19 protein-coding genes, 1 tRNA gene and 1 pseudogene are annotated in these 22,424 nt (G+C 72.8%); 14 read left to right on the forward strand and 7 right to left on the reverse strand.

Going from position 1 to position 22,424, the window contains the following annotated elements:
- Positions 1 to 16: 16 nt before the first annotated feature.
- From ABT112_RS05770 to ABT112_RS05790, 5 genes and pseudogenes are all read left to right on the forward strand, one after another.
- A pseudogene (locus ABT112_RS05770) lies at positions 17 to 2,008 on the forward strand (molybdopterin oxidoreductase family protein); the annotation flags it as partial.
- 90 nt (positions 2,009 to 2,098) lie between these two features.
- Complete coding sequence (locus ABT112_RS05775; protein ID WP_351505952.1) at positions 2,099 to 2,698, forward strand: 4Fe-4S dicluster domain-containing protein; 600 nt, start codon at positions 2,099 to 2,101, stop codon at positions 2,696 to 2,698.
- Between the two features lie 248 nt (positions 2,699 to 2,946).
- On the forward strand, positions 2,947 to 3,540 hold the full coding sequence (locus ABT112_RS05780; RefSeq protein ID WP_351506157.1) for a Rieske (2Fe-2S) protein: 594 nt from the start codon (positions 2,947 to 2,949) through the stop codon (positions 3,538 to 3,540).
- On the forward strand, positions 3,537 to 3,920 hold the full coding sequence (locus ABT112_RS05785; protein WP_351505954.1) for a hypothetical protein: 384 nt from the start codon (positions 3,537 to 3,539) through the stop codon (positions 3,918 to 3,920). The genes ABT112_RS05780 and ABT112_RS05785 overlap by 4 nt, the downstream gene beginning before the upstream one ends.
- A gap of 186 nt (positions 3,921 to 4,106) precedes the next feature.
- Entirely contained in the window at positions 4,107 to 4,319 is a 213-nt protein-coding gene (locus ABT112_RS05790) for a hypothetical protein (protein ID WP_351505956.1), read from the forward strand.
- 13 nt (positions 4,320 to 4,332) lie between these two features.
- Here the strand turns inward: ABT112_RS05790 and mscL are convergent, their stop codons facing one another.
- The 5 genes from mscL to ABT112_RS05815 form a co-directional block, all read right to left on the reverse strand.
- Positions 4,333 to 4,863, reverse strand: a complete 531-nt coding sequence (gene mscL / locus ABT112_RS05795) for a large conductance mechanosensitive channel protein MscL (protein ID WP_351505959.1) — start codon at positions 4,861 to 4,863, stop codon at positions 4,333 to 4,335.
- A gap of 645 nt (positions 4,864 to 5,508) precedes the next feature.
- The gene (locus ABT112_RS05800) at positions 5,509 to 6,396 is read right to left on the reverse strand and encodes an S-methyl-5'-thioadenosine phosphorylase (protein WP_351505961.1); all 888 of its coding nucleotides are present in this window, start codon (positions 6,394 to 6,396) and stop codon (positions 5,509 to 5,511) included.
- 136 nt (positions 6,397 to 6,532) lie between these two features.
- Positions 6,533 to 6,880 carry an FmdB family zinc ribbon protein gene (locus ABT112_RS05805; protein ID WP_351505963.1) on the reverse strand — a complete coding sequence of 116 codons (348 nt, stop codon included), beginning with the start codon at positions 6,878 to 6,880 and terminating at the stop codon, positions 6,533 to 6,535.
- Positions 6,881 to 7,183: 303 nt separating this feature from the next.
- Positions 7,184 to 8,503, reverse strand: coding sequence for an MFS transporter (locus tag ABT112_RS05810; RefSeq protein WP_351505965.1), 1,320 nt, complete (start codon positions 8,501 to 8,503; stop codon positions 7,184 to 7,186).
- A 362-nt stretch (positions 8,504 to 8,865) separates the two neighbouring features.
- Positions 8,866 to 10,365 carry a potassium/proton antiporter gene (locus ABT112_RS05815; protein WP_351506159.1) on the reverse strand — a complete coding sequence of 500 codons (1,500 nt, stop codon included), beginning with the start codon at positions 10,363 to 10,365 and terminating at the stop codon, positions 8,866 to 8,868.
- A 462-nt stretch (positions 10,366 to 10,827) separates the two neighbouring features.
- Between ABT112_RS05815 and ABT112_RS05820 the strand changes: the two genes are divergently transcribed.
- Complete coding sequence (locus tag ABT112_RS05820; protein WP_351505967.1) at positions 10,828 to 13,557, forward strand: penicillin acylase family protein; 2,730 nt, start codon at positions 10,828 to 10,830, stop codon at positions 13,555 to 13,557.
- 150 nt (positions 13,558 to 13,707) lie between these two features.
- Here ABT112_RS05820 and ABT112_RS05825 read toward each other — a convergent pair whose 3' ends face one another.
- Positions 13,708 to 14,334 carry a 5-formyltetrahydrofolate cyclo-ligase gene (locus ABT112_RS05825; protein WP_502975249.1) on the reverse strand — a complete coding sequence of 209 codons (627 nt, stop codon included), beginning with the start codon at positions 14,332 to 14,334 and terminating at the stop codon, positions 13,708 to 13,710.
- Positions 14,335 to 14,406: 72 nt separating this feature from the next.
- Here ABT112_RS05825 and galU point away from each other — a divergent pair, with 72 nt between their 5' ends.
- From galU to ABT112_RS05860, 7 genes are all read left to right on the forward strand, one after another.
- Positions 14,407 to 15,330 (forward strand): UTP--glucose-1-phosphate uridylyltransferase GalU, encoded by a 924-nt coding sequence (gene galU, locus ABT112_RS05830; protein ID WP_351505969.1) that lies wholly within the window; start codon positions 14,407 to 14,409, stop codon positions 15,328 to 15,330.
- Positions 15,314 to 16,684 (forward strand): molybdotransferase-like divisome protein Glp, encoded by a 1,371-nt coding sequence (gene glp, locus ABT112_RS05835; protein WP_351505971.1) that lies wholly within the window; start codon positions 15,314 to 15,316, stop codon positions 16,682 to 16,684. Before galU ends, glp begins: the two co-directional genes overlap by 17 nt.
- Positions 16,685 to 16,737: 53 nt before the next feature.
- Positions 16,738 to 17,241 (forward strand): cyclic pyranopterin monophosphate synthase MoaC, encoded by a 504-nt coding sequence (gene moaC / locus ABT112_RS05840; RefSeq protein ID WP_351505973.1) that lies wholly within the window; start codon positions 16,738 to 16,740, stop codon positions 17,239 to 17,241.
- Positions 17,238 to 17,807, forward strand: coding sequence for a MogA/MoaB family molybdenum cofactor biosynthesis protein (locus ABT112_RS05845; RefSeq protein WP_351505975.1), 570 nt, complete (start codon positions 17,238 to 17,240; stop codon positions 17,805 to 17,807). Before moaC ends, ABT112_RS05845 begins: the two co-directional genes overlap by 4 nt.
- Positions 17,804 to 18,427 carry a GNAT family N-acetyltransferase gene (locus ABT112_RS05850; protein WP_351506163.1) on the forward strand — a complete coding sequence of 208 codons (624 nt, stop codon included), beginning with the start codon at positions 17,804 to 17,806 and terminating at the stop codon, positions 18,425 to 18,427. The genes ABT112_RS05845 and ABT112_RS05850 overlap by 4 nt, the downstream gene beginning before the upstream one ends.
- 151 nt (positions 18,428 to 18,578) lie before the next feature.
- The gene (sepX, locus tag ABT112_RS05855) at positions 18,579 to 19,718 is read left to right on the forward strand and encodes a divisome protein SepX/GlpR (RefSeq protein ID WP_351505977.1); all 1,140 of its coding nucleotides are present in this window, start codon (positions 18,579 to 18,581) and stop codon (positions 19,716 to 19,718) included.
- Between the two features lie 96 nt (positions 19,719 to 19,814).
- Positions 19,815 to 19,888: transfer RNA gene (locus ABT112_RS05860), tRNA-Ala, on the forward strand.
- 331 nt (positions 19,889 to 20,219) lie between these two features.
- Here ABT112_RS05860 and trxA read toward each other — a convergent pair.
- The gene (gene trxA / locus ABT112_RS05865) at positions 20,220 to 20,630 is read right to left on the reverse strand and encodes a thioredoxin (protein WP_351505979.1); all 411 of its coding nucleotides are present in this window, start codon (positions 20,628 to 20,630) and stop codon (positions 20,220 to 20,222) included.
- 161 nt (positions 20,631 to 20,791) lie between these two features.
- Between trxA and ABT112_RS05870 the strand changes: the two genes are divergently transcribed.
- Positions 20,792 to 22,333 (forward strand): dihydrolipoyl dehydrogenase family protein, encoded by a 1,542-nt coding sequence (locus tag ABT112_RS05870; RefSeq protein WP_351505980.1) that lies wholly within the window; start codon positions 20,792 to 20,794, stop codon positions 22,331 to 22,333.
- The last annotated feature ends 91 nt before the right edge of the window (positions 22,334 to 22,424 follow it).

Genomic DNA, 22,424 nt, shown 5'->3' on the forward strand with positions numbered 1-22,424 from the left:
ACCGCCCGCCGTCCTGAACGGCGACACCCTGGTGCCCACGCACTGCTCGGGCTGCGGGATGCAGTGCGGGCTGTATCTGCGGGTCGGCCGGCGCGGCAGGGTCTCGGGCGTCGAGCCGCGCGATCACGACATCAACCGGATGCGGCTCTGTCCCCGGGGCATCACCGCCTACCAGCAGGTCGACCACGCCGACCGGCTGACCGTTCCGCTGGTCCGCCGCTCGCGCGACGAGCCGTTCCGGGCGGTCTCCTGGGAGGAGGCGTTGGACGTCACCGCCGCGGAGATCCGGCGCATCCAGGAGGCCCACGGGCGGGACGCGTTCGGACTGCTCGGCGGCGCCGGACTCGGCACGGAGAAGACCTATCTCCTCGGCAAGTTCGCCCGGGTCGCCCTGCGGACGCGGCACGTGGACGACAACGCCGGTCCGTACGGAACAGGCGCCTCCGACGCCCATCGGGCAACCTTCGGTATCGACCGGGGCGCCAGTCCGTTCTCCGACATGCTCCTCTCCGACTGCCTTCTCGTCTCGGGCCCGGACGTGGGGGAGCGGTTCCCCGTCCTCACCCGGCACCTCTGGGGCGCGCGGGACCGCGGGGCGCGCCTGATCGTCATCGACCCCCGGGCATCGGCCATCGCCCGCACGGCCGACATCCATGTCGCACTCCGCCCCGGCACCGACCCGGTCTTCTGCAGGTCCGTCCTGCACGTCCTGACGACCGAGGGGCTGACCGACCAGGGTTTCCTCGCGGAGCACACCACCGGCTGGGCAGAGGTGGAGCGTGCCTCGGCCGCGTATCCGCCCGAGCGTGCGGCGACGGTCTGTGGCGTCCCCGCCGACCAGGTGGTCCAGGTCGCCCGGCTCTTCGGAACGGCGCGCAGCGCGATGGCCTGGTACGCGGGCGCCACCTCCTGGCCCTGGCCCTTGCGGGACACGGAATCCGGCACCCGGAGCGAGACCGAGAGCTGTGTCTCCGTCATCAACCTCTGCCTGGCGACCGGCAACATCGGACGGCCCGGCGCGGGATACGGCGCCCTGACCGACCCCGGAGCCGTTCCGGTCCCGGAACCGGTCTCCCCCGAACCAGGCCTCGAAGCAGGTCTCGAACCCGTCCTCGAACCCGTCCTCGAACCCGTCCTCGAACCCGTCCTCGAGCCCGTCCTCGAATCGGGCCATGCCCAGAGCCATGTCCTGCGCGATGCCCAGACCTACGGCCACTTCCGAGGCGGCCGGGAGCCGGGGTGGAGGGCGGACATGCTGCCCGGGGGACGGTCCCTCGACGAGCCCGCACACCGCCAGGAGCTTGCACGTCTCTGGGACGTCGAGGAGACCTCCCTCCCGGGGCCCGCCCCCACGACGGGCACGGCGGAGCAGATCAGGCAGGGGGCGATCCGCGGCCTGCTCGGCATCGGTGACATGCCGCCGGCCCCCCTCCCCGGTCACGCCCTCCCCGGCCACACGCTCGCCGAGCACGCGGACGCCGCGCACGCGGACCTCGGGCACGCGGACGCCGCGCACGCGAATGCCGGGTCCGAGCACGGGCTCGGGAACGGAAGCACGTACGAGCCGGTGACCCCGGACGGCCTGGAATTCCACGTCCAGTGCTCCTCCTCCCTCTCCGGCCCGGCCGTGGACGCCCATGTGGTTCTGCCTGTCACGACCTGGGCCGAGGACGACGCCGTGATGACCAATGCCGAGGGGCGGATGGTCAAGCACAACAAGGCGCAGCAGCCGCCGCCCGACGTCCGTACCGAGACCTGGGTGCTGTGTCAGCTCGCGGTGCGGCTCGGTGTCGGCAACCGGTTCGCCTTCGCGGGGTCCCGGGAGCTCTTCCAGGAGTGGCGAACCGCCTCGGCGGGCACCGCGGTCGACTGCTCCGGTGTCAGCTACGAGCGGCTGGAGGAGACCGGCGGCATCGCCTGGCCCTGCCCCGCCATCGGCCACCCCGGAACTCCCCGCCTCTTCGAGGACGGACGCAGCCACCACGCGGACGGACGATTCCACCTGCAGACGGGCGGACCGGCAGGAGAGTGGGGCCGGCACACCGACCCGCAGGTCGCCTCCCCTGCCCCCTACACAGCAGGGACGAGGTGAGAGCCGATGATGGGCAGAACGATCTTCATCGATCCGGGGCGCTGCACGGGTTGCCAGGCCTGTGTCGCGGCCTGCCGCGAGTGCGACTCCCATCGTGGCATCTCGCTCATCCACCTCGACCCTGCGGACGAGGGCCATAGCGTTGCCTCCCTTCCCACGGTGTGCATGCACTGCGAGGACCCGGTCGCGCCCTGTGCCGCGGTCTGCCCCGCCGACGCGATCCTCACCACCCCCGACGGCGTGGTGCAGCAGGCCGATGCGTCGCGCTGTTTCGGTTGTTCGGACTGTGTCAGTGCCTGCCCCTTCGGCGTTCCCGAGATCGACCTCCGGGCCAAGCTGCAGCGCAAGTGCGACCTCTGCTACGACCGCACCTCCCAGGGACTCGGCCCGATGTGCGCCACGGTCTGCCCGACGGGGGCGCTCTTCTACGGCACGCTCGACGAACTCCGGGCGGAACGCCCCGGCGTCGAGGTCGCCGACTCCTTCGTCTTCGGCGAAACGCAGGTACGGACGGGGGTCGCGATGGTCGTCCCCGCCGACAAGGCCCGATGGCCGGTGCCCGGAGGGCTGCCGATCGTCGAAGTGAACGGAGCGGACGTCAGGTGACCGAACAGGGCGAGCAGATCGTTCCCACCTCCTCAGGGGCCACCCACTCGGGAACCGCCTCCGGAACCACCTCCTCTGGAACCACCTCCTCCGGGCCCCCCGCTCCATCCGGAGCCCTCCCCGCATCCGGGGCCGCCACTGCTTCCGATGCCCCTACCGACCCCTCATCCCTCGCGCTTCGGGCGCCGGTCACCGATCCGTCGGCCCCGGCCGCAGACCCCACTGATGGTTCCGGGGCCGGGACCGGCCTGCGGCCGGCGGCCTCCGGCAGGACCGGCCCCAACTCGCTCACCACGCGGCGGGACTATCTGCGCATCGTGGCCGTCGTGTCCGGGGGCCTTGCTGTCGGGGGCCTCGGCGTCGCCGCCGGCGGGCTGCACCGGCAGGGGGATTCCGAGGGAGCTCCCGCAGCCAAGCGGGTCGCGACCGTGATCGGTGCGGGCGAGTCCGTTGCCTTCCGCTATCCGGGAGAAGACGACCGGGCGATCGCGGTGCGGCTCTCCGACGGTTCGCTGGTCGGCTACTCCGCGGTGTGCACCCATCTGGCCTGTGCCGTGTTGTGGCGGGCGGACCAGGGCTTCGAGGGCGAGTTGCACTGCCCCTGTCACCAGGGCGTATTCGACATCCGCACCGGCGAGGTCACCGCCGGCCCGCCACCGCGTGGCCTGCCCAAGGTGGTTCTCGTCGAACGGGCCGACGGCAGCGTCTGGGCCATCGGCACCGCCCGCTCCGGCGAGAGCCTCGAAGAGGGCCTGTGCCGCCAACTGCTCAGGGACTACCCCGACACTGCTCGTGAGATCGGCTGCCCAGGCGTGCCACCCGTGGGGAACGAACAGGTATGAGTGAGCGCGACCCCGCCCCGCCGGGCCCTGCCGGTTCGCCGCTCGGCGGGACTTCGCCACCCCGGCCTCTGCTCGCCGAGACACCTCGGGAGCCCGGCCCCTGGGTCGGTCCGGCCAGCGGCCACGGGGACCCGCGAGTCAGGCACACCGGGCCGGGGCCGGGTGCGGGCGGCGAGCAGGAGCCGGCGCGGTCCTCGAAACTGTCCGTACGGCTCGCCCTGGCACTGACCGTGGTCATGGGGCAGCTCTGGGGCCTGACCGTCGCTGCGAATGAGTGGATGAGGGGCGATACCCGGACTGCCCAGTGGCTGGCCGGCTTTCTCGTGCTGTCCTTCGTCGTGGTGCTGGTGCTGTGGCTGATCGATCCGGAGGACCGCTGAGCCAGGCCCTCTCCCGGAAGGCAGGAGCCCGAACCAGGTGCCGGGGGCCGGCAACTTGCGCCGCAGGCCGGAGGCCGGGGCCCGCCGGCAACGGGAGGAGCGGGGGAGCGCCGACCGCGGTGCCCTGCCTGCGGGGACGGGGCACGCAGCGCCGACCACCGGCCCGGGCCCCGTACCCTGGGAGCCATGAGCAGTGCCCCTGAGCCCGAAGCGTCCGCACCCGCCCCCGCGCAGGGGGCCTCCCGTGACCCGAGGGCCGCCAAGGTGGACTTCGACGACCCCTTCGGGCGGCCGTCCGCGGACGACACCGACCGTGGCTGGGGCGAGCGTCCGGCCGAGGGCGACAGCGCCTCCGACCTGGCCCGGTTCCTCGACGAGAAGCCACCGCACCACTTCTGAGGCGGCCCAGCCGCTACTTCTGCGTCGGAACGCGGCCGGTGCCGGGCCCGGAGGGGCCGGGGCCCTGCCAGTCGGAGCCGCCCTGCCGGGCGACCAGGGCGTCCCGGATCTCGGTGAGCAGCTCGATCTCCGTCACCTCGGTCGGCGTGGCTTCCACGGGCGCCTTGGCGGCCTGCCGGGCCTTGTAGCGGTTCATCGGCAGGATCATGAGGAAGTAGACGACCGCTGCGGTGATCAGGAACGTGATGGTGGCGCTGATCACCGAGCCCCAGAGGATGTAAATGCCCTCGGTGACCTCGCCCGCCTTGTTCTTGGTGCAGGTGCCCAGGCAGAACGTGTAATGGTCGAGGTTCTGGGTCCCGAGGGCGCCCACAACGGGGTTGATGATGCCCTTCACCACGGTGTTCACGATGTTGGTGAACGCCGCTCCGATGACCACCGCAACCGCGAGGTCGACGACGTTCCCGCGCATCAAGAACTGCTTGAAGCCGTCCAGGATGCCCTTGTTCTCCTCGCTCACCGGGGTGCCTCTCTCTGCGTGCACGATGAATGGAACAGATGGTTCCGCAATGTACGGCAGGGCAGCGGCGGGCTGTCCAATCGCGCACCCCGGGCGTGGCAGCGACAGTCGCTCCCGATGCGCCGGAGGAGGTGGACCGGCGGGGCAGCCCCCGTAACCCACCCGGGAGCGCCCGTGCTGCGCCGGGCAGGAGCAGTACCGCAAGGGGAAGCGGCGTCGGGGAATCGACCGTCGGGGACGTGACCGTCATGGCCATCACCAGCCTTGTCGTGAGGAGCTTCTCGCTCGGATGCCCCCACGATGCACGGATGTTCCCCATCCTGCTGAGGCCTGTGGACAACCCCTCGATTGTGGACAAGGCGGTCACCCTCAGGGGTTCACATCACCCGCAGAAGTCGCCGCTGACCTCAGGAGCCGAGAGCCGAGAGCCAAGAGCCAGAAGGTCAGGAGCCAGGAGGTCAGGAGCCAGGAGGTCAGGAGCCGCAGAGCCGCACGCCCCAGCCGACGCCCCCGAGCCATTGCCTCCCACAACCAGGGCCCCACGCCGCCCCACGCCGCCCCGGGCCGGTGCCCCCGGGCCGGTGCCCGGGCCGACGTTCACCTCGACGCCGGCCTGCGGTCGGCAGCCGCCTCACCCGCCCGGGCAACCGGCCACCCCTGCCCGCCCCGCTACGGCAGCTCGATCCCCGGGTCCAGCCCGTCCAGCGCCCGCGCGCAGAGGCAGTCCCGGTCGCCGTTCCCCGGCAGCCCGCCCACCGCGTCGAAGAGCACGGTCCGCAGGCGTGAGACATTCGCGGCGAAGACCTTGAACACTTCCTCGTGGGACACGCCCTCGCCCGTCTCCGCCCCCGCGTCCAGGTCGGTGACCAGCGTCATCGAGGTGTAGCAGAGGCCCAGCTCGCGGGCGAGCACCGCTTCCGGGTGGCCGGTCATCCCGACCACCGACCAGCCCTGCGCCGCATGCCACTGCGACTCCGCCCGGGTCGAGAAGCGCGGCCCCTCGATCACGACCAGCGTTCCGCCGTCCACCGGCTCCCAGTCCCGTCCGCGGGCGGCGGCCACGGCCGCCTTCCGGCCCACGGGGCAGTAGGGGTCGGCGAAGCCGAGATGCAGCACGTTCGGCACCTGCGCGGCCCGGGGCTCCACCCCCGCGGGCGCGGAACCGGCCGTCGCCGGCAGCGGCTCACCGTCGTAGAAGGTCTGGGTGCGGGTCTTGGTGCGGTCCACCAGCTGGTCGGGGACGAGCAGCGTGCCCGGGCCGTACTCCGCCCGCAGGCCGCCCACCGCGCACGGCCCCAGCACCTGGCGCACGCCGACCGAGCGCAGCGCCCAGAGGTTGGCGCGGTAGTTGATGCGGTGCGGCGGCAAGTGGTGCTTGCGGCCGTGCCGCGGCAGGAAGGCCACCCGGCGTCCGGCGACCTCGCCGAGGAACAGCGAGTCACTCGGCGGCCCGTAGGGAGTGTCCACCGTGATCTCGGTCACATCATCGAGGAAGGAGTAGAACCCCGATCCGCCGATGACGCCTATCTCTGCTTGCGCGCTGACTGTCTCGACCATGGGATCACCCTATGGGGCCCCGGCCGGTTGTCACGGGCATGCATCGGACCCCGTCGCCTGGATCAGGCCACGGGGTCCGCTGAGTTTGTCGTCCGCGCCGCCGGGTCGGGCCGGGCAGGGCCGCGGAGGTGTGCCGTCAGGCGGCGGAGGAGCTGCTCGCGCCGCCACCGGTCCCGCTGCTCGTCTTCGCCGACGAGGAGGAGGACGAGGAGGTCGAGGAAGAGCCGGCCGAGGACGAGGAGTCCGACGACGAGCTGTCGCTCTTGGCCGGGGCGGACGACGACTTCGTCGTGCTGCTCGACGACGAGCCGCGGCTGTCCGTCCGGTAGAAGCCGGAGCCCTTGAAGACGACGCCGACCGCCGAGAACACCTTGCGCAGGCGTCCTTCGCAGTTCGGGCACTCCGTGAGCGCCTCGTCGGTGAACTTCTGCACCGCTTCGAGGCCTTCACCGCACTGGGTGCACTGGTACTGATAGGTCGGCACTTGCTCCTCCTGGCACTCTCACTCGATGAGTGCTAACGACGGTCAATAGTGCAGCATTCCGCGGGATCAGTCCACTGCGACCGGCCTCACGGTGACCGAGCCCACGCTCCGCGGCACCCGATTCACACGCGTGCGCCGGCTTCCCGCACCCGTGCGTCGGCCTCCCGCACGCGGGCTTCGGCGTCCCCCGCACGCGTGGCCGGGCCCCGCACGCGTGCGCCGGCTTCTCGCACCCGTGCTCCGGCCACCCACGCGCGCTCTCCCACGCCCGCCCTCACACGCGCGCTCTCACAACGCGCGCCCTCACACGCGTGCGTCCGCCTCCGCGCCGTCCCGGTCGCCGGAGTCCCAGCTCTTGGTCGCGGAGCCGGCGACGACGCCACGGCCTCCCGCGGACGCCGCCGCGTCCCGGCTCGGCACCAGCCGTCCGCGCAGCGCCACCAGGGTCAGCAGCGCCAGAGACGTACCGATCAGGGGGACGGTGAACGCCGCACTCGGGCCGAACCGGTCCGCCAGCTGTCCGGCCGCGGTCACCGCCGCCGCCTGCCCCAGGGCGACCGCCCCGGTCAGCCAGGTGAACGCCTCGGTGCGGGCGGTCGCCGGAACCAGCGTCTCCACCAGCGTGTATCCGGTGATCAGCGCCGGAGCGATGCAGAGGCCCACCAGCAGGCCGAGGGCGCCGAGCAGCAGCGGCGAGTGCACCGTCCACAGGACCGAACAGGCCGGGGCCAGTGCCGCGTACGCCGTCAGCAGGCGCCGCCGCGCGGACGCCCGCCAGGCGATGGCCCCGCAGGCCGCACCGGCGAGCATGTTGCCGGCCGCGAAGACGCCGTACAGCGGGCCGTTCAGCCCCGGCTCCCCGATGTCCTGGGTGAAGGCGGTCAGGGCCACCTGCATGCCGCCGAACACCGAACCGATGCCCAGGAAGGCCGCCGCCAGCACGCGGACGCCCGGCACGGCCAGGGCCGAGGTGCGCGGCGCCCGCTCGCCGTCGGCCCCGGGCCGGGACACGGGGGGTGCGGTGCGGCGCTGGGCCGCGAAGAGCAGCCCGCCCGCCAGGGTCAGGGCGGCCTCGGCGACCAGGCCGGCCGCCGGATGCACCCCGGCGCACAGCGCGGTCGCCAGGACCGGGCCGATCACGAAGGTGAGCTCGTCGGTGACCGACTCGAAGGCGGCCGCGGTGGACATCAGCGGGTGGCCGTCGAGCTTCGCCGCCCAGCGCGCCCGGACCATGGGGCCCACCTGCGGTACGGAGGCGCCGGTCGGTACCGCGGCGGCGAACAGCGTCCAGAGGGGCGCCTGGCCGAGCGCGAGCGCCGTCAGCAGCCCGGCGGCCACCACGTGCACCAGCACACCGGGCACCAGGACCCGGCTCTGGCCGAAGCGGTCCGCGAGCTTGCCGCCCTGCGGAGCGAACAGGGCCATCGAGACGCCGGTGACCGCCGCGACGGCGCCCGCGACGCCGTACGAGCCGGTCGTGTGCTCGACGAGCAGGACGATGCTGATGGTCAGCATCGCGAAGGGCTGGCGGGCGGTGAAGCCCGGGAGCAGGAACGTCCAGGCACCGGGGGTGCGCAGCAGCTGCCGGTAGCCGGGACGGGAAGTGGTGACCGCGGATGCCACGGCCGTGCCTTTCCGCTGCCTGGTAGCGCACGCCCGACGAGACCGGCCCCTGAAGTGGCGATCTCTCAGTACGGTGCGCCGAGAGCTGTCCTCTCGCGCATGTTCCGCGGTAGATACCGGGTCCGCACCGAGGTGGCTGAAGGGACCGCGGCCGCCATGCGGTCGCGCCAGCTCTGCATCAGGCAGAGTGGGTCGTCATTTGTGCGTCCTTGATTGTACAGGGCGGACCGGGGCCCCTCCTGTGATCCATGCGGCACCTGTGGCAGCTGGCCTGTGAAGGAGCGGCCGACTGGCCTGTGAAGGAGCGGCCGACGCCCTCCCCCGTGCCGGAGCGGGAGTACGGGCCGGCCGGCTTGCCGCCCTCAGCGCGGCCCGTCCGGGCGCAGCCAGCTCGCCAGCTTGCCGCCCTCGGCCACGGCCCGGAGCCGGTTCTCGGTGGCGTCCCGCACCGGATCCGTGGCCACCACCAGCAGCTCGTCGCCGCGCCGCAGCACCGTGGTCGGCGCCGGGACGAAGCTCTTCTCCTCCCGCACGACCAGGGTCACCGCCGACCCGGCCGGGAGGCGCAGTTCGCCGACCTCCACGCCGTGCATCTTCGACTCCTGCGGGACCGTGACCGACAGCAGATGGCCGCGGAGCTTCTCCAGCGGCGCCGATTCGATGCCCAGGTCCGTCGTCGGCTCCCCGGCGCTCAGCCGCAGCCGCAGCCACTGGGCGACCCAGGGCAGGGTCGGCCCCTGCACCAGGGTGTAGACGATCACCAGCATGAAGACGATGTTGAAGATCCGCCGGCTGTCGCCCACCTCGTAGACCATCGGGATCGTCGCCAGCACGATGGGCACGGCCCCGCGCAGGCCCGCCCAGGACAGCAGCAGCCGCTCCGCCCACGAGGTACGGAACGGCGCCGTGCTCACCAGCACCGACACCGGCCGCGCCACCACCGTCAGGACCAGGCCCACCACCACCGCGGGCACGATGTCGTCCCCCAGCTCGTGCGGGGTGACGAGCAGGCCGAGTAGGACGAACATGCCGATCTGGGCCAGCCAGCCGAGCCCCTCCGCGAAGCCGCGGGTGGCCGGCCAGTGCGGCAGCTTGGCGTTGCCCAGGATCAGGGCGGCCACGTACACCGCGAGGAAGCCGCTGCCGTGCGCCAGCGCGCCGCCCGCGTAGGCGACGACCGCGATCGCCATCACCGCGATCGGGTACAGGCCCGAGGCGGGCAGCGCGACCCGGCGCATTATGTAGGCCCCGAGGAAGCCGACCGTGATGCCCATCGCCGCGCCGATCGCCAGCTCCAGGGCGATCTTGCCGAGCAGCAGGTACCAGCTGTCGATCGGCCCGGTCGAGGAGAAGGCGACGACCAGGATCACCACGGGGGCGTCGTTGAAGCCCGATTCGGCCTCCAGGACGCCCGTCAGCCGGGACGGCAGCGGCACCCTCCGCAGGACGGAGAAGACCGCCGCGGCGTCCGTGGACGACACCACCGCGCCGATGATCAGCGCCTGCCGCCACTCCAGCCCCACCAGGTAGTGCGCCGCGGCCGCGGTGATGCCGACGCTCACCGCGACGCCGACCGTGGACAGCACGGCGGCGATCGGCAGGGCCGGTTTGATCTCCCGCCACTTCGTGCCCAGACCACCCTCGGCCAGAATCACCACAAGGGCGGCGTAGCCGATCAACTGCGTCAATCCGGCGTCGTCGAAGGTGACTCCGATGCCGTCCTGCCCTATCGCGACGCCGATGCCGAGGTAGATGAGCAGGCTGGGGAGCCCGCTGCGCGAGGAGACCCGGACCGCCGCCACCGCGATGAGGAGGACGAGCGAACAGACCAGCAGGAGTTCATTGAGGTGGTGAACAGTCAGGGGCCGAACCCTTTCTTGCGTTATCGGCGGGAAAGTCCCTTCCTGCCGATCAGTACTTCATTGCCTTACCTAATATTTTACCGGTTCTTGACGCGGGCCCGCCGGGAAGCGGTCGCGATCTCTGCCGATCCTGCCGAACGGGCCCCCGCGAACGGCCCGGACGCCGCGCGGCGGAGGACGAGTCGCGCCGGACGCCGGACCGCCGATCCGGGACGGCGTCGATCCGGGGCGGCGTCGATCCGGGGCGGCGTCGATCCGGGGCGGGCGCCGATCCGGAACCGCGCCGAACCGCATCGATCGCGCCACACCGGAACCGCATCGATCGCGCCACACCGGAACGGCACCGGACCCTCCCGGCGCCCTTGCCGGCACCGACCTTGACTCCGCGTAGGGGCCGTCCGGGCACTGCGCCTAAGGTTGCTCCTGCATTCCCAGGACCACCCTGCCCCTCTAAGGACAGCGATGCCCGCCAACAAGACCGGCCCTTCAGGCAAGAGGAAGGGCCGACGCGCCCGGCTTCTCGTGTTCGCAGTCGTGCTGCTCCTCGTGGCGGGCTTCGGCTACGGCACGTACTGGAGCCTCAGCACCGTGCGCGCCTCCTTCCCGGAGACCACGGGTTCCGTCAAACTCGACGGCCTCTCGGGGCCGGTCCAGGTGAAGCGTGACGGCCACGGCATACCCCAGGTCTACGCCGACACGGAGGAGGACCTCTTCCGGGCGCAGGGATTCGTCCAGGCGCAGGACCGCTTCTGGGAGATGGACGTCCGTCGGCACATGACCGCCGGACGGCTGTCCGAGATGTTCGGCAAGGGGCAGGTCGAGACCGACGCCTTCCTGCGGACCATGGGATGGCGCAAGGTCGCGCAGCAGGAGTACGACCACAAGCTGTCGCCGCAGACCAAGAAGAACCTGCGGTCCTACTCCGCCGGTGTCAACGCCTACTTGAAGGACCACAAGGGCTCCGACCTGTCCGTGGAGTACGCGGCGCTCGGCTTCACCACGGACTACACGCCCCAGAAGTGGACCCCGGTCGACTCGGTGGCCTGGCTCAAGGCCATGGCCTGGGACCTGCGCGGCAACATGCAGGACGAGATCGACCGTGCGCTGATGACCAGCCGCCTCACGCCGCAGCAGATAGAGGAGCTGTACCCGCAGTACCCGTACGACCGGAACCAGCCGATCGTCGGCGGCGGCGCGGTGAACCGGGCGACCAAGGAGTTCGACCCCGAGGCGACCGCCCCGCGGAACGCCGCGGCCGGCACCGCCGGGGCGGAGGCCGCCCGCGGTGCCCGGACCCAGCTGTCGTCGCTGTCCAGGAACCTCAAGGACGTCCCGGCGCTGCTCGGCCCGAGCGGTGACGGCATCGGCTCCAACTCCTGGGTGGTCTCCGGCAAGCACACCGCCACCGGCAAGCCGCTGCTGGCCAATGATCCGCACCTCGCGCCGCAGATGCCCTCGCTCTGGTACCAGATGGGTCTGCACTGCCGGAACGTCAGCGCCTCCTGCCGCTACGACGTCTCGGGCTACACCTTCTCGGGCATGCCGGGCGTCGTCATCGGCCACAACAAGGACATCGCCTGGGGCTTCACCAACCTGGGCGCCGACGTCTCCGACCTCTACCTGGAGAAGGTCACCAGCGACGGCTACCTCTCCGACGGCCGGCGCCGGCCGTTCAAGGTCCGCCGCGAGACCATCAAGGTCGCGAACGGACCGGACCGGGAGATAACGGTCCGCTCGACCGGCAACGGGCCCATCGTCTCCGACCGGAACGAGGAGCTGGGCAAGGTCGGCCGGCAGGCGCCGGTCCGGGACGCCGCACCGGACCGGGGCAGCGGCTACGCCGTCTCCCTGCGCTGGACCGCCCTGGAGCCGGGCCGCACGATGGACGCGGTCTTCGAGCTCAACGCCGCGAAGGACTTCGACGGCTTCCGCGCCGCGGCCCGCGACTTCGCCGTCCCCTCGCAGAACCTGATCTACGCCGACACCCGGGGCCACATCGGCTACCAGGCGCCGGGCCGGATCCCGGTCCGCGGCAAGGGGAACGGCCGCTACCCCGCCCCCGGCTGGGACTCCGACTACCGCTGGACCGGATACGTCCCGCAGTCCGCGATGCCCTGGGAGAAGGACCCGAAGCGCGGCTACGTCGTCACCGCCAACCAGGCGGTGGTCGACGGCCGGAAGTACCCGTACCTGCTCACCGAGGACTGGGGCTACGGCGCCCGCAGCCAGCGGATCAACGACCTCATCCAGTCGAAGATCAAGGACAGCGGGAAGATCTCGACGGACGACATGCAGACCATCCAGCAGGACAGCAACAGCGAGATCGCCGAGCTGCTGACCCCGCTGCTGCTCAAGATCGACGTCAAGGACCCGTACGTCCGGGAGGCGCAGAAGCTCCTCGAGGGCTGGGACTACACCCAGGACCCGGACTCGGCGGCGGCCGCCTACTTCAACGCCGTCTGGCGGAACACCCTCAAGCTGGCGTTCGGCAACAAACTGCCGAAGGAGCTCCGCGTCGAGGGCCAGTGCCTGCGGGTCCGCCCCGCCGACGACACCGGCCCGGCGGAGGACCTGAACGGCAACGCCCGGCTGGTCCGGGAGTGCGGCGAGCGGGAGGCCGAGTCGGCCCAGCCGGACGGCGGCGACCGCTGGTACGAGGTGGTGCGCTCGATCCTCGACGACCAGGACAACACCTGGTGGAAGACCTCCGGCACCGTGAACAACCCCGGCGACCGCAACCGTGACGAGCTGCTCGCGCACGCCATGAAGGACGCCCGCTGGGAGCTCACCGCCGAGCTGGGCAAGGACACCGACACCTGGAGCTGGGGCCGGCTGCACCAGCTGACGCTGCGGAACCAGACCTTCGGCGTCGAGGGCCCCGGCTTCCTGCAGTCCGTGTTCAACCGCGGGCCGTGGAGCCTCGGTGGCGGCCAGGAGGCGGTCAACGCCACCGGCTGGAACGCGGCGGGCGGCTACGACGTCGTCTGGGTGCCCTCGATGCGGATGGTCGTCAACCTCGGGAACCTCGACAAGTCCCGGTGGATCAACCTCACCGGCGCCTCGGGCCACGCGTACAACGCGCACTACGCGGACCAGACCGACAAGTGGGCCAAGGGCGAACTGCTGCCCTGGGCCTTCAGCGAGGAAAAGGTGCAGAAGGGGACCGAGGACACCCTGGCACTGACGCCCTGACCCGGTCCGCCCCGCCGTCCCGGTTCCCGGCCGCCCCGCGCGGCCGGGGCCGGGACGGCGTCGTTTCGGGCCCCGGGTCCCGGCCGCGGGCGTCGTTTCCGGCCCCGGCCGTTCCGCCGGAGCGGTCCGCTTCCGCCGGCCGGCCCGGGGCTACGGCTTTGTCGTGCGCCGCTCGTGGGGGCCGAACCGGTGCACCCCGGACGGTGTCACCGCCGCGTGCACCGGGCGGTCGTGCTCCTCGGCCGGTACCGCGTCGAGCAGCTCGCCGTCGTAGAGCAGCACCACCAGGGCCGGGTCCGCCCCGGACGCGGCCAGCCGCTCCAGCACCCGGTCGTAACTGCCGCCCCCGCGCCCCAGCCGCAGGCCCCGGCCGTCCACCGCGAGGCCCGGCAGCAGCACCGCGTCCGCGCCGGTGACCGCGTCCGGCCCCAGCCGCTCCCCGGCCGGCTCCAGCAGCCCCCGCCCGGCCTTCACCAGCCCGTCCGCTCCCGTGTACGCGCCCCAGTCGAGGTCGTTGTCGGCCAGGAGCACCGGCAGCAGCACCCGGACGCCCCGCTCGCGCAGCGCGTCCAGCAGCGCGCGGGTCCCGGGCTCGCGGCCCACCGAGACGTACGCGGCGACGGTGCGTGCTCCCGCGAGCTCGGGGAGTTCCAGGGCGTGCCGGGCGAGGAGAGCCGCCGTCGCCGGGACGTCACCCGCCGGAAACCCGGCCCTCACCGAGAGGAGGTGCCGCCGCAACTCCGCCTTCGTAACCTGGCCGCCACTGTCCACGCGCACAAACCTCTCCTACGGGAATGTAATAAGTGGAGCCTCATCTTCCGCTCATACGTACCGGTTATGGTTCTCCGCATGACTGAAGCGCGCTCCCGGATCAGCAAGGCTGTCATTCCCGCCGCCGGACTCGGCACCCGTTTCCTTCCGGCCACCAAGGCCACGCCCAAGGAAATGCTGCCCGTGGTGGACAAGCCCGCGATCCAGTACGTCGTCGAGGAGGCCGTGGACGCCGGTCTCGGGGACGTCCTCATGGTCACCGGTCGTAACAAGCGCCCGCTCGAGGACCACTTCGACCGCAACTACGAGCTCGAGGAAGCGCTGCGCCGCAAGGGCGACGAGTCCCGCCTCGCCCGGGTCCAGGAGTCCAGCGACCTCGCGACCATGCACTACGTCCGGCAGGGTGACCCCAAGGGCCTCGGCCACGCCGTGCTGTGCGCCGCGCCGCACGTCGGCGAGCAGCCCTTCGCCGTCCTCCTCGGTGACGACCTGATCGACCCCCGTGACCCGCTGCTCGCCCGGATGATCGACGTCCAGGAGCAGCACGGCGGCAGCGTCGTCGCCCTCATGGAGGTCGACCCGGCGCAGATCCACCTCTACGGCTGCGCCGCCGTCCGGGCCACCTCCGAGGGCGACGTCGTCCAGGTCACCGACCTCGTCGAGAAGCCCGACCCGGCGGACGCGCCCAGCAACTACGCCATCATCGGCCGGTACGTGCTCGACCCCGCCGTCTTCGAGGTGCTCCGCAAGACCGAGCCCGGCCGCGGCGGCGAGATCCAACTGACCGACGCCCTGCGCACCCTCGCCGAGACGCCGACCCTCGGCGGGCCCGTGCACGGCGTGGTCTTCCGGGGCCGCCGCTACGACACCGGCGACCGCGGCGACTATCTGCGTGCCATTGTCCGACTCGCGTGCGAACGTGAAGACCTGGGACCGGACTTCCGGACCTGGCTTCGCAGTTACGTCACGGAGGAGATGGAGCACGGTGAGCGACACCGCTGAACACGCCGCCGCGTCGGCCGGGCTCGGGGACGCGTCCCCGGAGGAGTCCGGCGCGGCGGCACCGGTCCAGGACGACGACCGCGTCTGGACCGTCTCGGAGCACCTCGACGACATCGTGCGGCACGTCCGCCCGCTGGAACCCATCGAGCTGCAACTCCTGGACGCCCAGGGCTGCATTCTCGTCGAGGACGTCACGGTCCCCGCCGCCCTGCCGCCCTTCGACAACAGCTCGATGGACGGCTACGCGGTGCGGACCGCCGATGTCTCCGGTGCCTCGGAGGAGTACCCGGCCGTCCTCACCGTCATCGGTGACGTGGCGGCCGGCCGCGGCGAGCCGCCCACGGTCCGGGCGGGCCAGGCGGCCCGCATCATGACCGGCGCGCCCCTGCCGCCGGGCGCCGAGGCCGTCATCCCCGTGGAGTGGACCGACGGCGGCACCGGCGAGGGCCCGGTCTCCGGGATGCGCGCCGCCGGCCGGGCCCCGGAGGGCGCCGGAGGCGAGGTGGCCGTGTACCGCGCCGCCGAGGCCGGAGCGCACATCCGCGCCCGCGGCAGCGACGTCGCCGCCGGCGAGCTCGCCCTCGCGGCGGGCACCGTCCTCGGGCCGCCGCAGATCGGGCTGCTCGCCGCCATCGGCCGCGCCAGCGTCCGGGTCCGGCCGCGGCCGCGCGTCGTCGTGCTGTCGACCGGCAGCGAACTCGTCCAGCCCGGCGAGGATTTGGGCCGGGGCCGGATCCACGACTCCAACAGCTTCGCGCTCACCGCCGCCGCCCGCGACGCCGGAGCCATCGCCTACCGGGTCGGTGCCGTGGCCGACGACCCCGACACGCTGCGCGCCACCATCGAGGACCAGCTCATCCGCGCGGACATCATCGTCACCAGCGGCGGCGTCAGCGTGGGCGCGTACGACGTGGTCAAGGAGGCGCTCTCGCAGTTCGAGGGCGAGGAGGGCCACGTCGACTTCCGCCGGCTCGCCATGCAGCCGGGCAAACCCCAGGGCTTCGGCCGCATCGGCCCCGACCGCACCCCGCTGCTCGCCCTCCCCGGCAACCCGGTCAGCTCCTACGTGTCGTTCGAGATCTTCGCCCGCCCCGCCATCCGCGCCCTCATGGGGCTGGAGGCCCGTGGCCGGGAGACGGTCCGGGCGGTGTGCCGGGAGGAGATCGGCTCCTCACCCAAGGGGAAGCGTCAGTTCCTCCGCGGGTGGTACTCCGAAGGGGAGGTCACCCCTGTGGGCGGCGCCGGCTCCCACCTCGTGAAGGCCCTGGCCCATGCCAACGCGCTGATCGTGGTGCCCGAGGACGTCACCTCCGTGGCGTCGGAATCCCTGGTCGACGTGATCCTCCTCGGCTGAGACGCCGTTCCTGCCGGTACGGTGTCTGCCCACAGGACCGGACCGGGAGAACGATGAGCAGCGCCGAGCACCACCTCACCCACCTCGACGACACGGGCGCGGCCCGGATGGTCGACGTCTCCGGGAAGGACGTCACGGCGCGCACCGCGCGGGCGGCGGGCCGGGTGCTCGTCGCGCCGCGCGTCGTCGAGCTGCTGCGCGGGGCGGGGGTGCCCAAGGGCGACGCCCTCGCCACCGCGCGGATCGCCGGGATCATGGGCGCCAAGCGCACCCCCGACCTCATCCCGCTCTGCCACCCGCTCGCCGTCTCCGGGGTGAAGGTCGACCTGACGGTGGCCGACGACGCCGTCGAGATCGAGGCCACGGTCCGCACGACCGACCGCACCGGCGTCGAGATGGAGGCCCTGACCGCGGTGACGGTCGCCGCCCTCACCGTGATCGACATGGTGAAGGCCGTCGACAAGGCCGCGGCCATCGCCGACGTCCGCGTCCTGGAGAAGACCGGCGGCAAGTCCGGCGACTGGCGGCGCCCGGCGGAGGCGGGGGACGAGGCATGAGCCCGGAGCACGCCGCCCACCCCGCGCCGCGGCCCCGGCCCGGCGGCCCGGCCGCGGAGAGCCCGGAGCGGGAGTACCGCGCCCTGGCCGTCACCGTGTCCAACCGCGCCGCCGCCGGTGTCTACGCCGACAAGGGCGGCCCGCTGCTGGTCGAGGGCCTGGCCGCGATGGGCTTCCGGACCGACGGCCCCCGGGTGGTGCCCGACGGCGAACCGGTCGAGGCCGTGCTGCGCGAGGCCGTCGCCGCCGGCTACGACGTGGTGCTCACCACCGGGGGCACCGGCATCTCGCCCACCGACCGCACCCCGGAGATGGTCCGCCGGGTCCTCGACCACGAGATCCCCGGCATCCCGGAGGCGATCCGCGCCGAGGGTCTGGCGAAGGTGCCCACCGCCGCGCTCTCCCGCGGCCCCGCGGGCGTCGCGGGGACTACCCTGATCGTCAGCCTCCCCGGGTCCACCGGAGGCGTCCGCGACGGCCTCGCCGTGCTGGGCCGCCTGCTCGTCCACGCCGTCGACCAGATCCGCGGCGGCGACCACCCCAGATCCACGGGGAGCACGACCTGAACGCCTCCTGGCCGGTCGGACTGGCGGACGGTGACATCGCCCTTCGCCCCATAAAGCTGCGCGACCAGCGGGTGTGGCGGGACGTCAACCGGCGCAACCGCGACTGGCTCCGCCCCTGGGAGGCGACCGTCCCGCCGCCCTCGCCCAGCGGCCCGGTCACCCACCGCCCCACCTTCCGGCAGATGGTGCGCCACCTGCGGGCCGAGGCCCACGCCGGCCGGATGCTGCCGTTCGTCATCGAGTACCGGGGAGAGCTGGTCGGCCAGCTCACGGTGGCGGGCATCACCTGGGGGTCGATGTGCTCGGGCCACATCGGCTACTGGGTCGACGAGGCGGTGGCGGGCCGCGGCGTGATGCCGACCGCCGTCGCGCTCGCCGTGGACCACTGCTTCCGCGCCGTGGGACTGCACCGCATCGAGGTGTGCATCCGCCCCGAGAACGCCCCGAGCCGCCGCGTCGTCGAGAAACTCGGATTCCGCGAGGAGGGATTGCGGCCCCGCTATCTCCATATCGACGGGGCCTGGCGGGATCATCTGGTCTTCGCCCTGACGGCGGAGGAGGTTCCGGAAGGGATGCTGACCCGCTGGCACCGCGTCCGACCTGGGTCGGCTCACAAATAAAATAAGTGTTCGAATTTCAGGGCGAGTTGAGCGGCTGTGCGGTCCAGCTCTCTCAACAATCACAAAAAAAGTTCGGGATATCAGCCAGATCGTGCGACACACCGCGCCAATTGGCAGATGGCCTCATGCGGACCCCTCTACCGTGTGAGATGTGAGCAGCAGTGGCCTCATTTACGCAGTCATCGTCGGGGCCTGGGCCGCCTACTTGGTGCCGATGTGGCTCCGTAGGCAGGACGAGCTGAACGAAGCCCGTCCGACGGAACGCTTCAGCACCGCCATCCGGCTGCTGTCCGGACGGGCGGGGATGGAGCGCCGTTACGCCAAGGGCCTGGAGGAGCGTTCCTCCGGCGACGCGGACGCCTCCGGGGACGGAGCCGGTGCCGCGGGGCCGGACCGGGGCGCCACCGCCCCGGACGTCGTGACCGACTCGGTCGACGTCCGGGCCTTCGCCGTGTCCGCGCCCGAGCCGGCGCCCGCGCGCGTCGACACCGGGACCGGACGGGCGGACCGCGCCGCCACGGGCACCGGTCGCACCGAGCGCCCGGCGCGGCCCGCTGCCCACCCGACGCCGTCCGCCGCACAGCGCGCCCGCCGTTCGAAGGTCCTGGCCCGTCGGCGCCGCACCACGATGGCGCTCTTCGCCGTCTTCACCGCCGGATCCGTGGTCGCCGCGATCGGCGGAATCGCCTTCCTCTGGGCCCCGGCCCTGCCCGCGATACTGCTCAGCGTCTACATCGCCCATCTGCGGGCCCAGGAGCGCCGCCGCTTCACCTTCACCATGGACCGGCGCCGTGCCGAGGCCGCCGCCCAGCGGCTGCGCGAGCACCGGTCGCGGATCGCCGCCCGGCCGGAGCGCACCGAGGCGGAGCCGCCCGCGGACGACGGGCCCGCGGAGCAGGTCGCCGAGCCGGAGAGCGCCTCGCCGCACACCGCGGGCCGCCGGGCGCTGGTCGAGCAGACCGACCACGCGGAGTGGGTCGACCAGCAGCGGCGCAGTTCCGAGGGCGACAGCTGGGACCCGGTCCCGGTGCCCCTGCCCACGTACGTCACCGCGCCGGTCGCCCCGCGGGCCACCGGCGGGGTGGACCTCGACGCCCCGGACGCCTGGAGCTCCGCGCGGTCCAGCGTCGCCGAGCCGGCCGCGGAGGCCCCGCCCGCCGAGCCCGCCCCGGTTCCGGAGCCCGCTCCGGCCCCCCGCCGGCCCGCCGGCCGCCGGGCCCGCGAGCGCGGCCGCACCCCGCTCTTCGACCAGTACGCCGACGAGGATCGGCCGCGCGCGGCCAACGAGTGACGGCAGAGCCCGCCCGGGCGCGCCGGGCGGGCCCACCAGCACGGGAAGCGATTTCCGAGCACCCCGAGGAGGGTGCTAGAGTTTCACCCGTTGCAAGGGCCTGTGGCGCAGTCCGGTAGCGCACCTCGTTCGCATCGAGGGGGTCAGGGGTTCAATTCCCCTCAGGTCCACAGCAGCTCAGAGCCCCTGTCGGAGAGATCCGACAGGGGCTCTGTCGCGTTGTGCGGGGGTGATGTCGGTGCCTTCCGCCGTGCCGGGTGGTGAGGAGCCGACATCGGCGGTCCTCGATGCGGCGACGGAACGCCACCGGGGCTACTGCGCAGGGTCGTTGAGGAGTCGGGTCCCCAAGGGGCGTGTCCGCGGGGCGGTTGGGTGCCGCGGTGGCGGGCCGGAGCCCGGTGCCGGGCAGGCGTGCCGAAGGCCCCGGCCGGGTGGCCGGGGCCTTCGGAAGGGGTGACCCGCGTCACCCGCCACGGGCGTCCGGGGGGACTGCCGCGGGGGTCAGGCCGAGGGCTCCTCGCTCGGCGCGGGGGCCGCGCCCTGGCCGGCCGCGGCCTGCTGCTCCGCGACGGACTTGTGCACCTCCGCCATGTCCAGGTTCCGGGCCTGTCCGATGACGTCCTCCAGCGCGGCCTCGGGCAGGGCGCCCGGCTGCGCGAAGACGGCGACGTTCTCCCGCACGATCATCAGCGTGGGGATCGACTTGATGTCGAAGGCCGCGGCCAGTTCGGGCTGCGCCTCTGTGTCGATCTTGCCGAAGACCAGGTCCGAGTGGCGCTCGGCTGCCTCCTCGTAGACCGGCGCGAACTGTCGGCACGGGCCGCACCAGGAGGCCCAGAAGTCGATCAGAACGAAGTTGTTCGCGGAGACGATCTCGTCGAAGTTTTCCTTGGTCAGCTCGACCGTGCTCATGGTTTCCTTACCTGCTTCCGGATGACGTCGGCGGGTGTCCCCGTTGGAGGGAACGAGGGGGAGCCTGTCCGTATTCCGGTGGTTCATGTGGCCGACTTTGCGGCAGCGCGGAAGGATGGCCGCAGCACCCCACCGGCATCCCCGACCGAGAGGCGGCGCGCATGAGCCCCAGCGCGGAGGCACCCCAGGGTTTCGAGCGGGAGGACGAGTACGACGTCGTGGTGCTGGGCGCCGGACCGACGGGGGAGGTGCTCGCCGAGCGGGTGCGGGCCGCGGGGCTGTCCACCGCCGTCGTGGAGCGCGAGCTGATCGGTGGCGAGTGTTCGTTCTGGGCCTGTATCCCCAGCAAGGCGCTGCTGCGCCCGGTCGCCGCGCTCGCCGGGGCGCGGGCCGTCGAGGGCGCCCGGCAGGCCGTGAACGGCGGCCCGGACGCGGCCGCGGTGCTGGCCCGCCGGAACGGGTTCACCTCCGACTGGAAGGACGACGGCCAGGTGGCCTGGCTGGGCTCCGAGGGCGCCGAGATCGTCCGGGGCAGCGGCCGGCTCGACGGCCCGCGCCGCGTCGTGGTCAAGACGCCCGACGGGGGCCTGCGGCTGCTGCGGGCGCGGCACGCGGTCGCCGTGTGCACCGGCAGCCGGGCCGTGGTCCCCGATCTGCCGGGGCTGGCCGGGGCCCGTCCGTGGACCAGCCGGGAGGCCACCAGCGCGCAGAAGGCGCCGGGGCGGCTGGCGATCGTGGGCGGCGGCGTGGTCGGGGTGGAGATGGCCACCGCCTGGCAGGCGCTCGGATCGCAGGTCACGATGCTCGTGCGGGGCGGCGGGCTGCTGGAGCGGATGGAGCCGTTCGCGGGCGAGATGGTCACCGGGGGGCTGGCCCGGGCCGGGGTGGAGATGCTCATCGGGGTGTCCGCGACCGGCGTGCGGCGCGAGGCGCCCGGCGGGCCGGTGACGGTGCTGATGGACAACGGCCGGGAGATCGTCGTCGACGAGGTGCTGTTCGCCACCGGGCGCGCCCCGCGCACCGACGGCCTCGGGCTGGAGACGGTCGGCCTGTCGCCCGGGGGATGGATCGAGGTGGACGACTCGTGCCGGGTGACCGGGGTGCCGGGCGACTGGCTGTACGCGGCGGGTGACGTCAACCACCGCGCCCTCCTCACCCACCAGGGGAAGTACCAGGCGCGGGTGGCGGGCGCGGTCATCGCCACCCGGGCGCAGCGCGTGCCCGTCCTGGAGCGGGACCCGTGGGGCGCGCATGTGGCGACCGCGGACCGGGCGGCCGTGCCGCAGGTGGTGTTCAGCACGCCGGAGGTGGCCGCGGTCGGCCTGACCGCGGCCGAGGCCGAGCGGCAGGGCCGCCGGGTGCGGGTCGTCGACTACGAGCTGGGGCAGGTCGCGGGCGCCTCGCTGTACGAGGACGGCTACCGGGGGCGGGCCAGGATGCTGGTCGACCTCGACCGGGGCCATCTGATCGGGGTGACCTTCGTGGGCCCGGGGGTGGCGGAGCTGCTGCACTCGGCGACGGTCGCGGTGGTCGGCGAGGTGCCGGTGGACCGGCTGTGGCACGCGGTCCCGGCCTTCCCCACGATGAGCGAGGTCTGGCTGCGGCTGCTGGAGGAGTACCGCGGTCAGCATCTGTGGCCGGTGGGCACACCGGCGCTGACCGAGCCTCAGGCGATGGCGCCGGGGCCGGGAGTGGGGCGCTAGGGCGGGTTCGGAGAGGGGCTGTCGGGGGTTCGGGGAACCCCCGGCGGGCGATCCGGCAGGCCGGTGCCGGTGGCGTGAGGATCGTGCCGGG

The sequence above is a fragment of the Streptomyces sp. NPDC002055 genome, from assembly GCF_040296705.1.
Classification (GTDB): domain Bacteria; phylum Actinomycetota; class Actinomycetes; order Streptomycetales; family Streptomycetaceae; genus Streptomyces.

Coding starts and splice junctions, on each gene's coding strand:
- ABT112_RS05820 (WP_351505967.1), top strand. CDS start 10,828: ATGCCCGCCAACAAGACCGGCCCTTCAGGCAAGAGGAAGGGCCGACGC.
- moaC (WP_351505973.1), top strand. CDS start 16,738: ATGAGCAGCGCCGAGCACCACCTCACCCACCTCGACGACACGGGCGCG.
- trxA (WP_351505979.1), bottom strand. CDS start 20,630: ATGAGCACGGTCGAGCTGACCAAGGAAAACTTCGACGAGATCGTCTCC.
- ABT112_RS05870 (WP_351505980.1), top strand. CDS start 20,792: ATGAGCCCCAGCGCGGAGGCACCCCAGGGTTTCGAGCGGGAGGACGAG.
- ABT112_RS05785 (WP_351505954.1), top strand. CDS start 3,537: ATGAGTGAGCGCGACCCCGCCCCGCCGGGCCCTGCCGGTTCGCCGCTC.
- ABT112_RS05775 (WP_351505952.1), top strand. CDS start 2,099: ATGATGGGCAGAACGATCTTCATCGATCCGGGGCGCTGCACGGGTTGC.
- ABT112_RS05800 (WP_351505961.1), bottom strand. CDS start 6,396: ATGGTCGAGACAGTCAGCGCGCAAGCAGAGATAGGCGTCATCGGCGGA.
- ABT112_RS05845 (WP_351505975.1), top strand. CDS start 17,238: ATGAGCCCGGAGCACGCCGCCCACCCCGCGCCGCGGCCCCGGCCCGGC.
- ABT112_RS05790 (WP_351505956.1), top strand. CDS start 4,107: ATGAGCAGTGCCCCTGAGCCCGAAGCGTCCGCACCCGCCCCCGCGCAG.
- galU (WP_351505969.1), top strand. CDS start 14,407: ATGACTGAAGCGCGCTCCCGGATCAGCAAGGCTGTCATTCCCGCCGCC.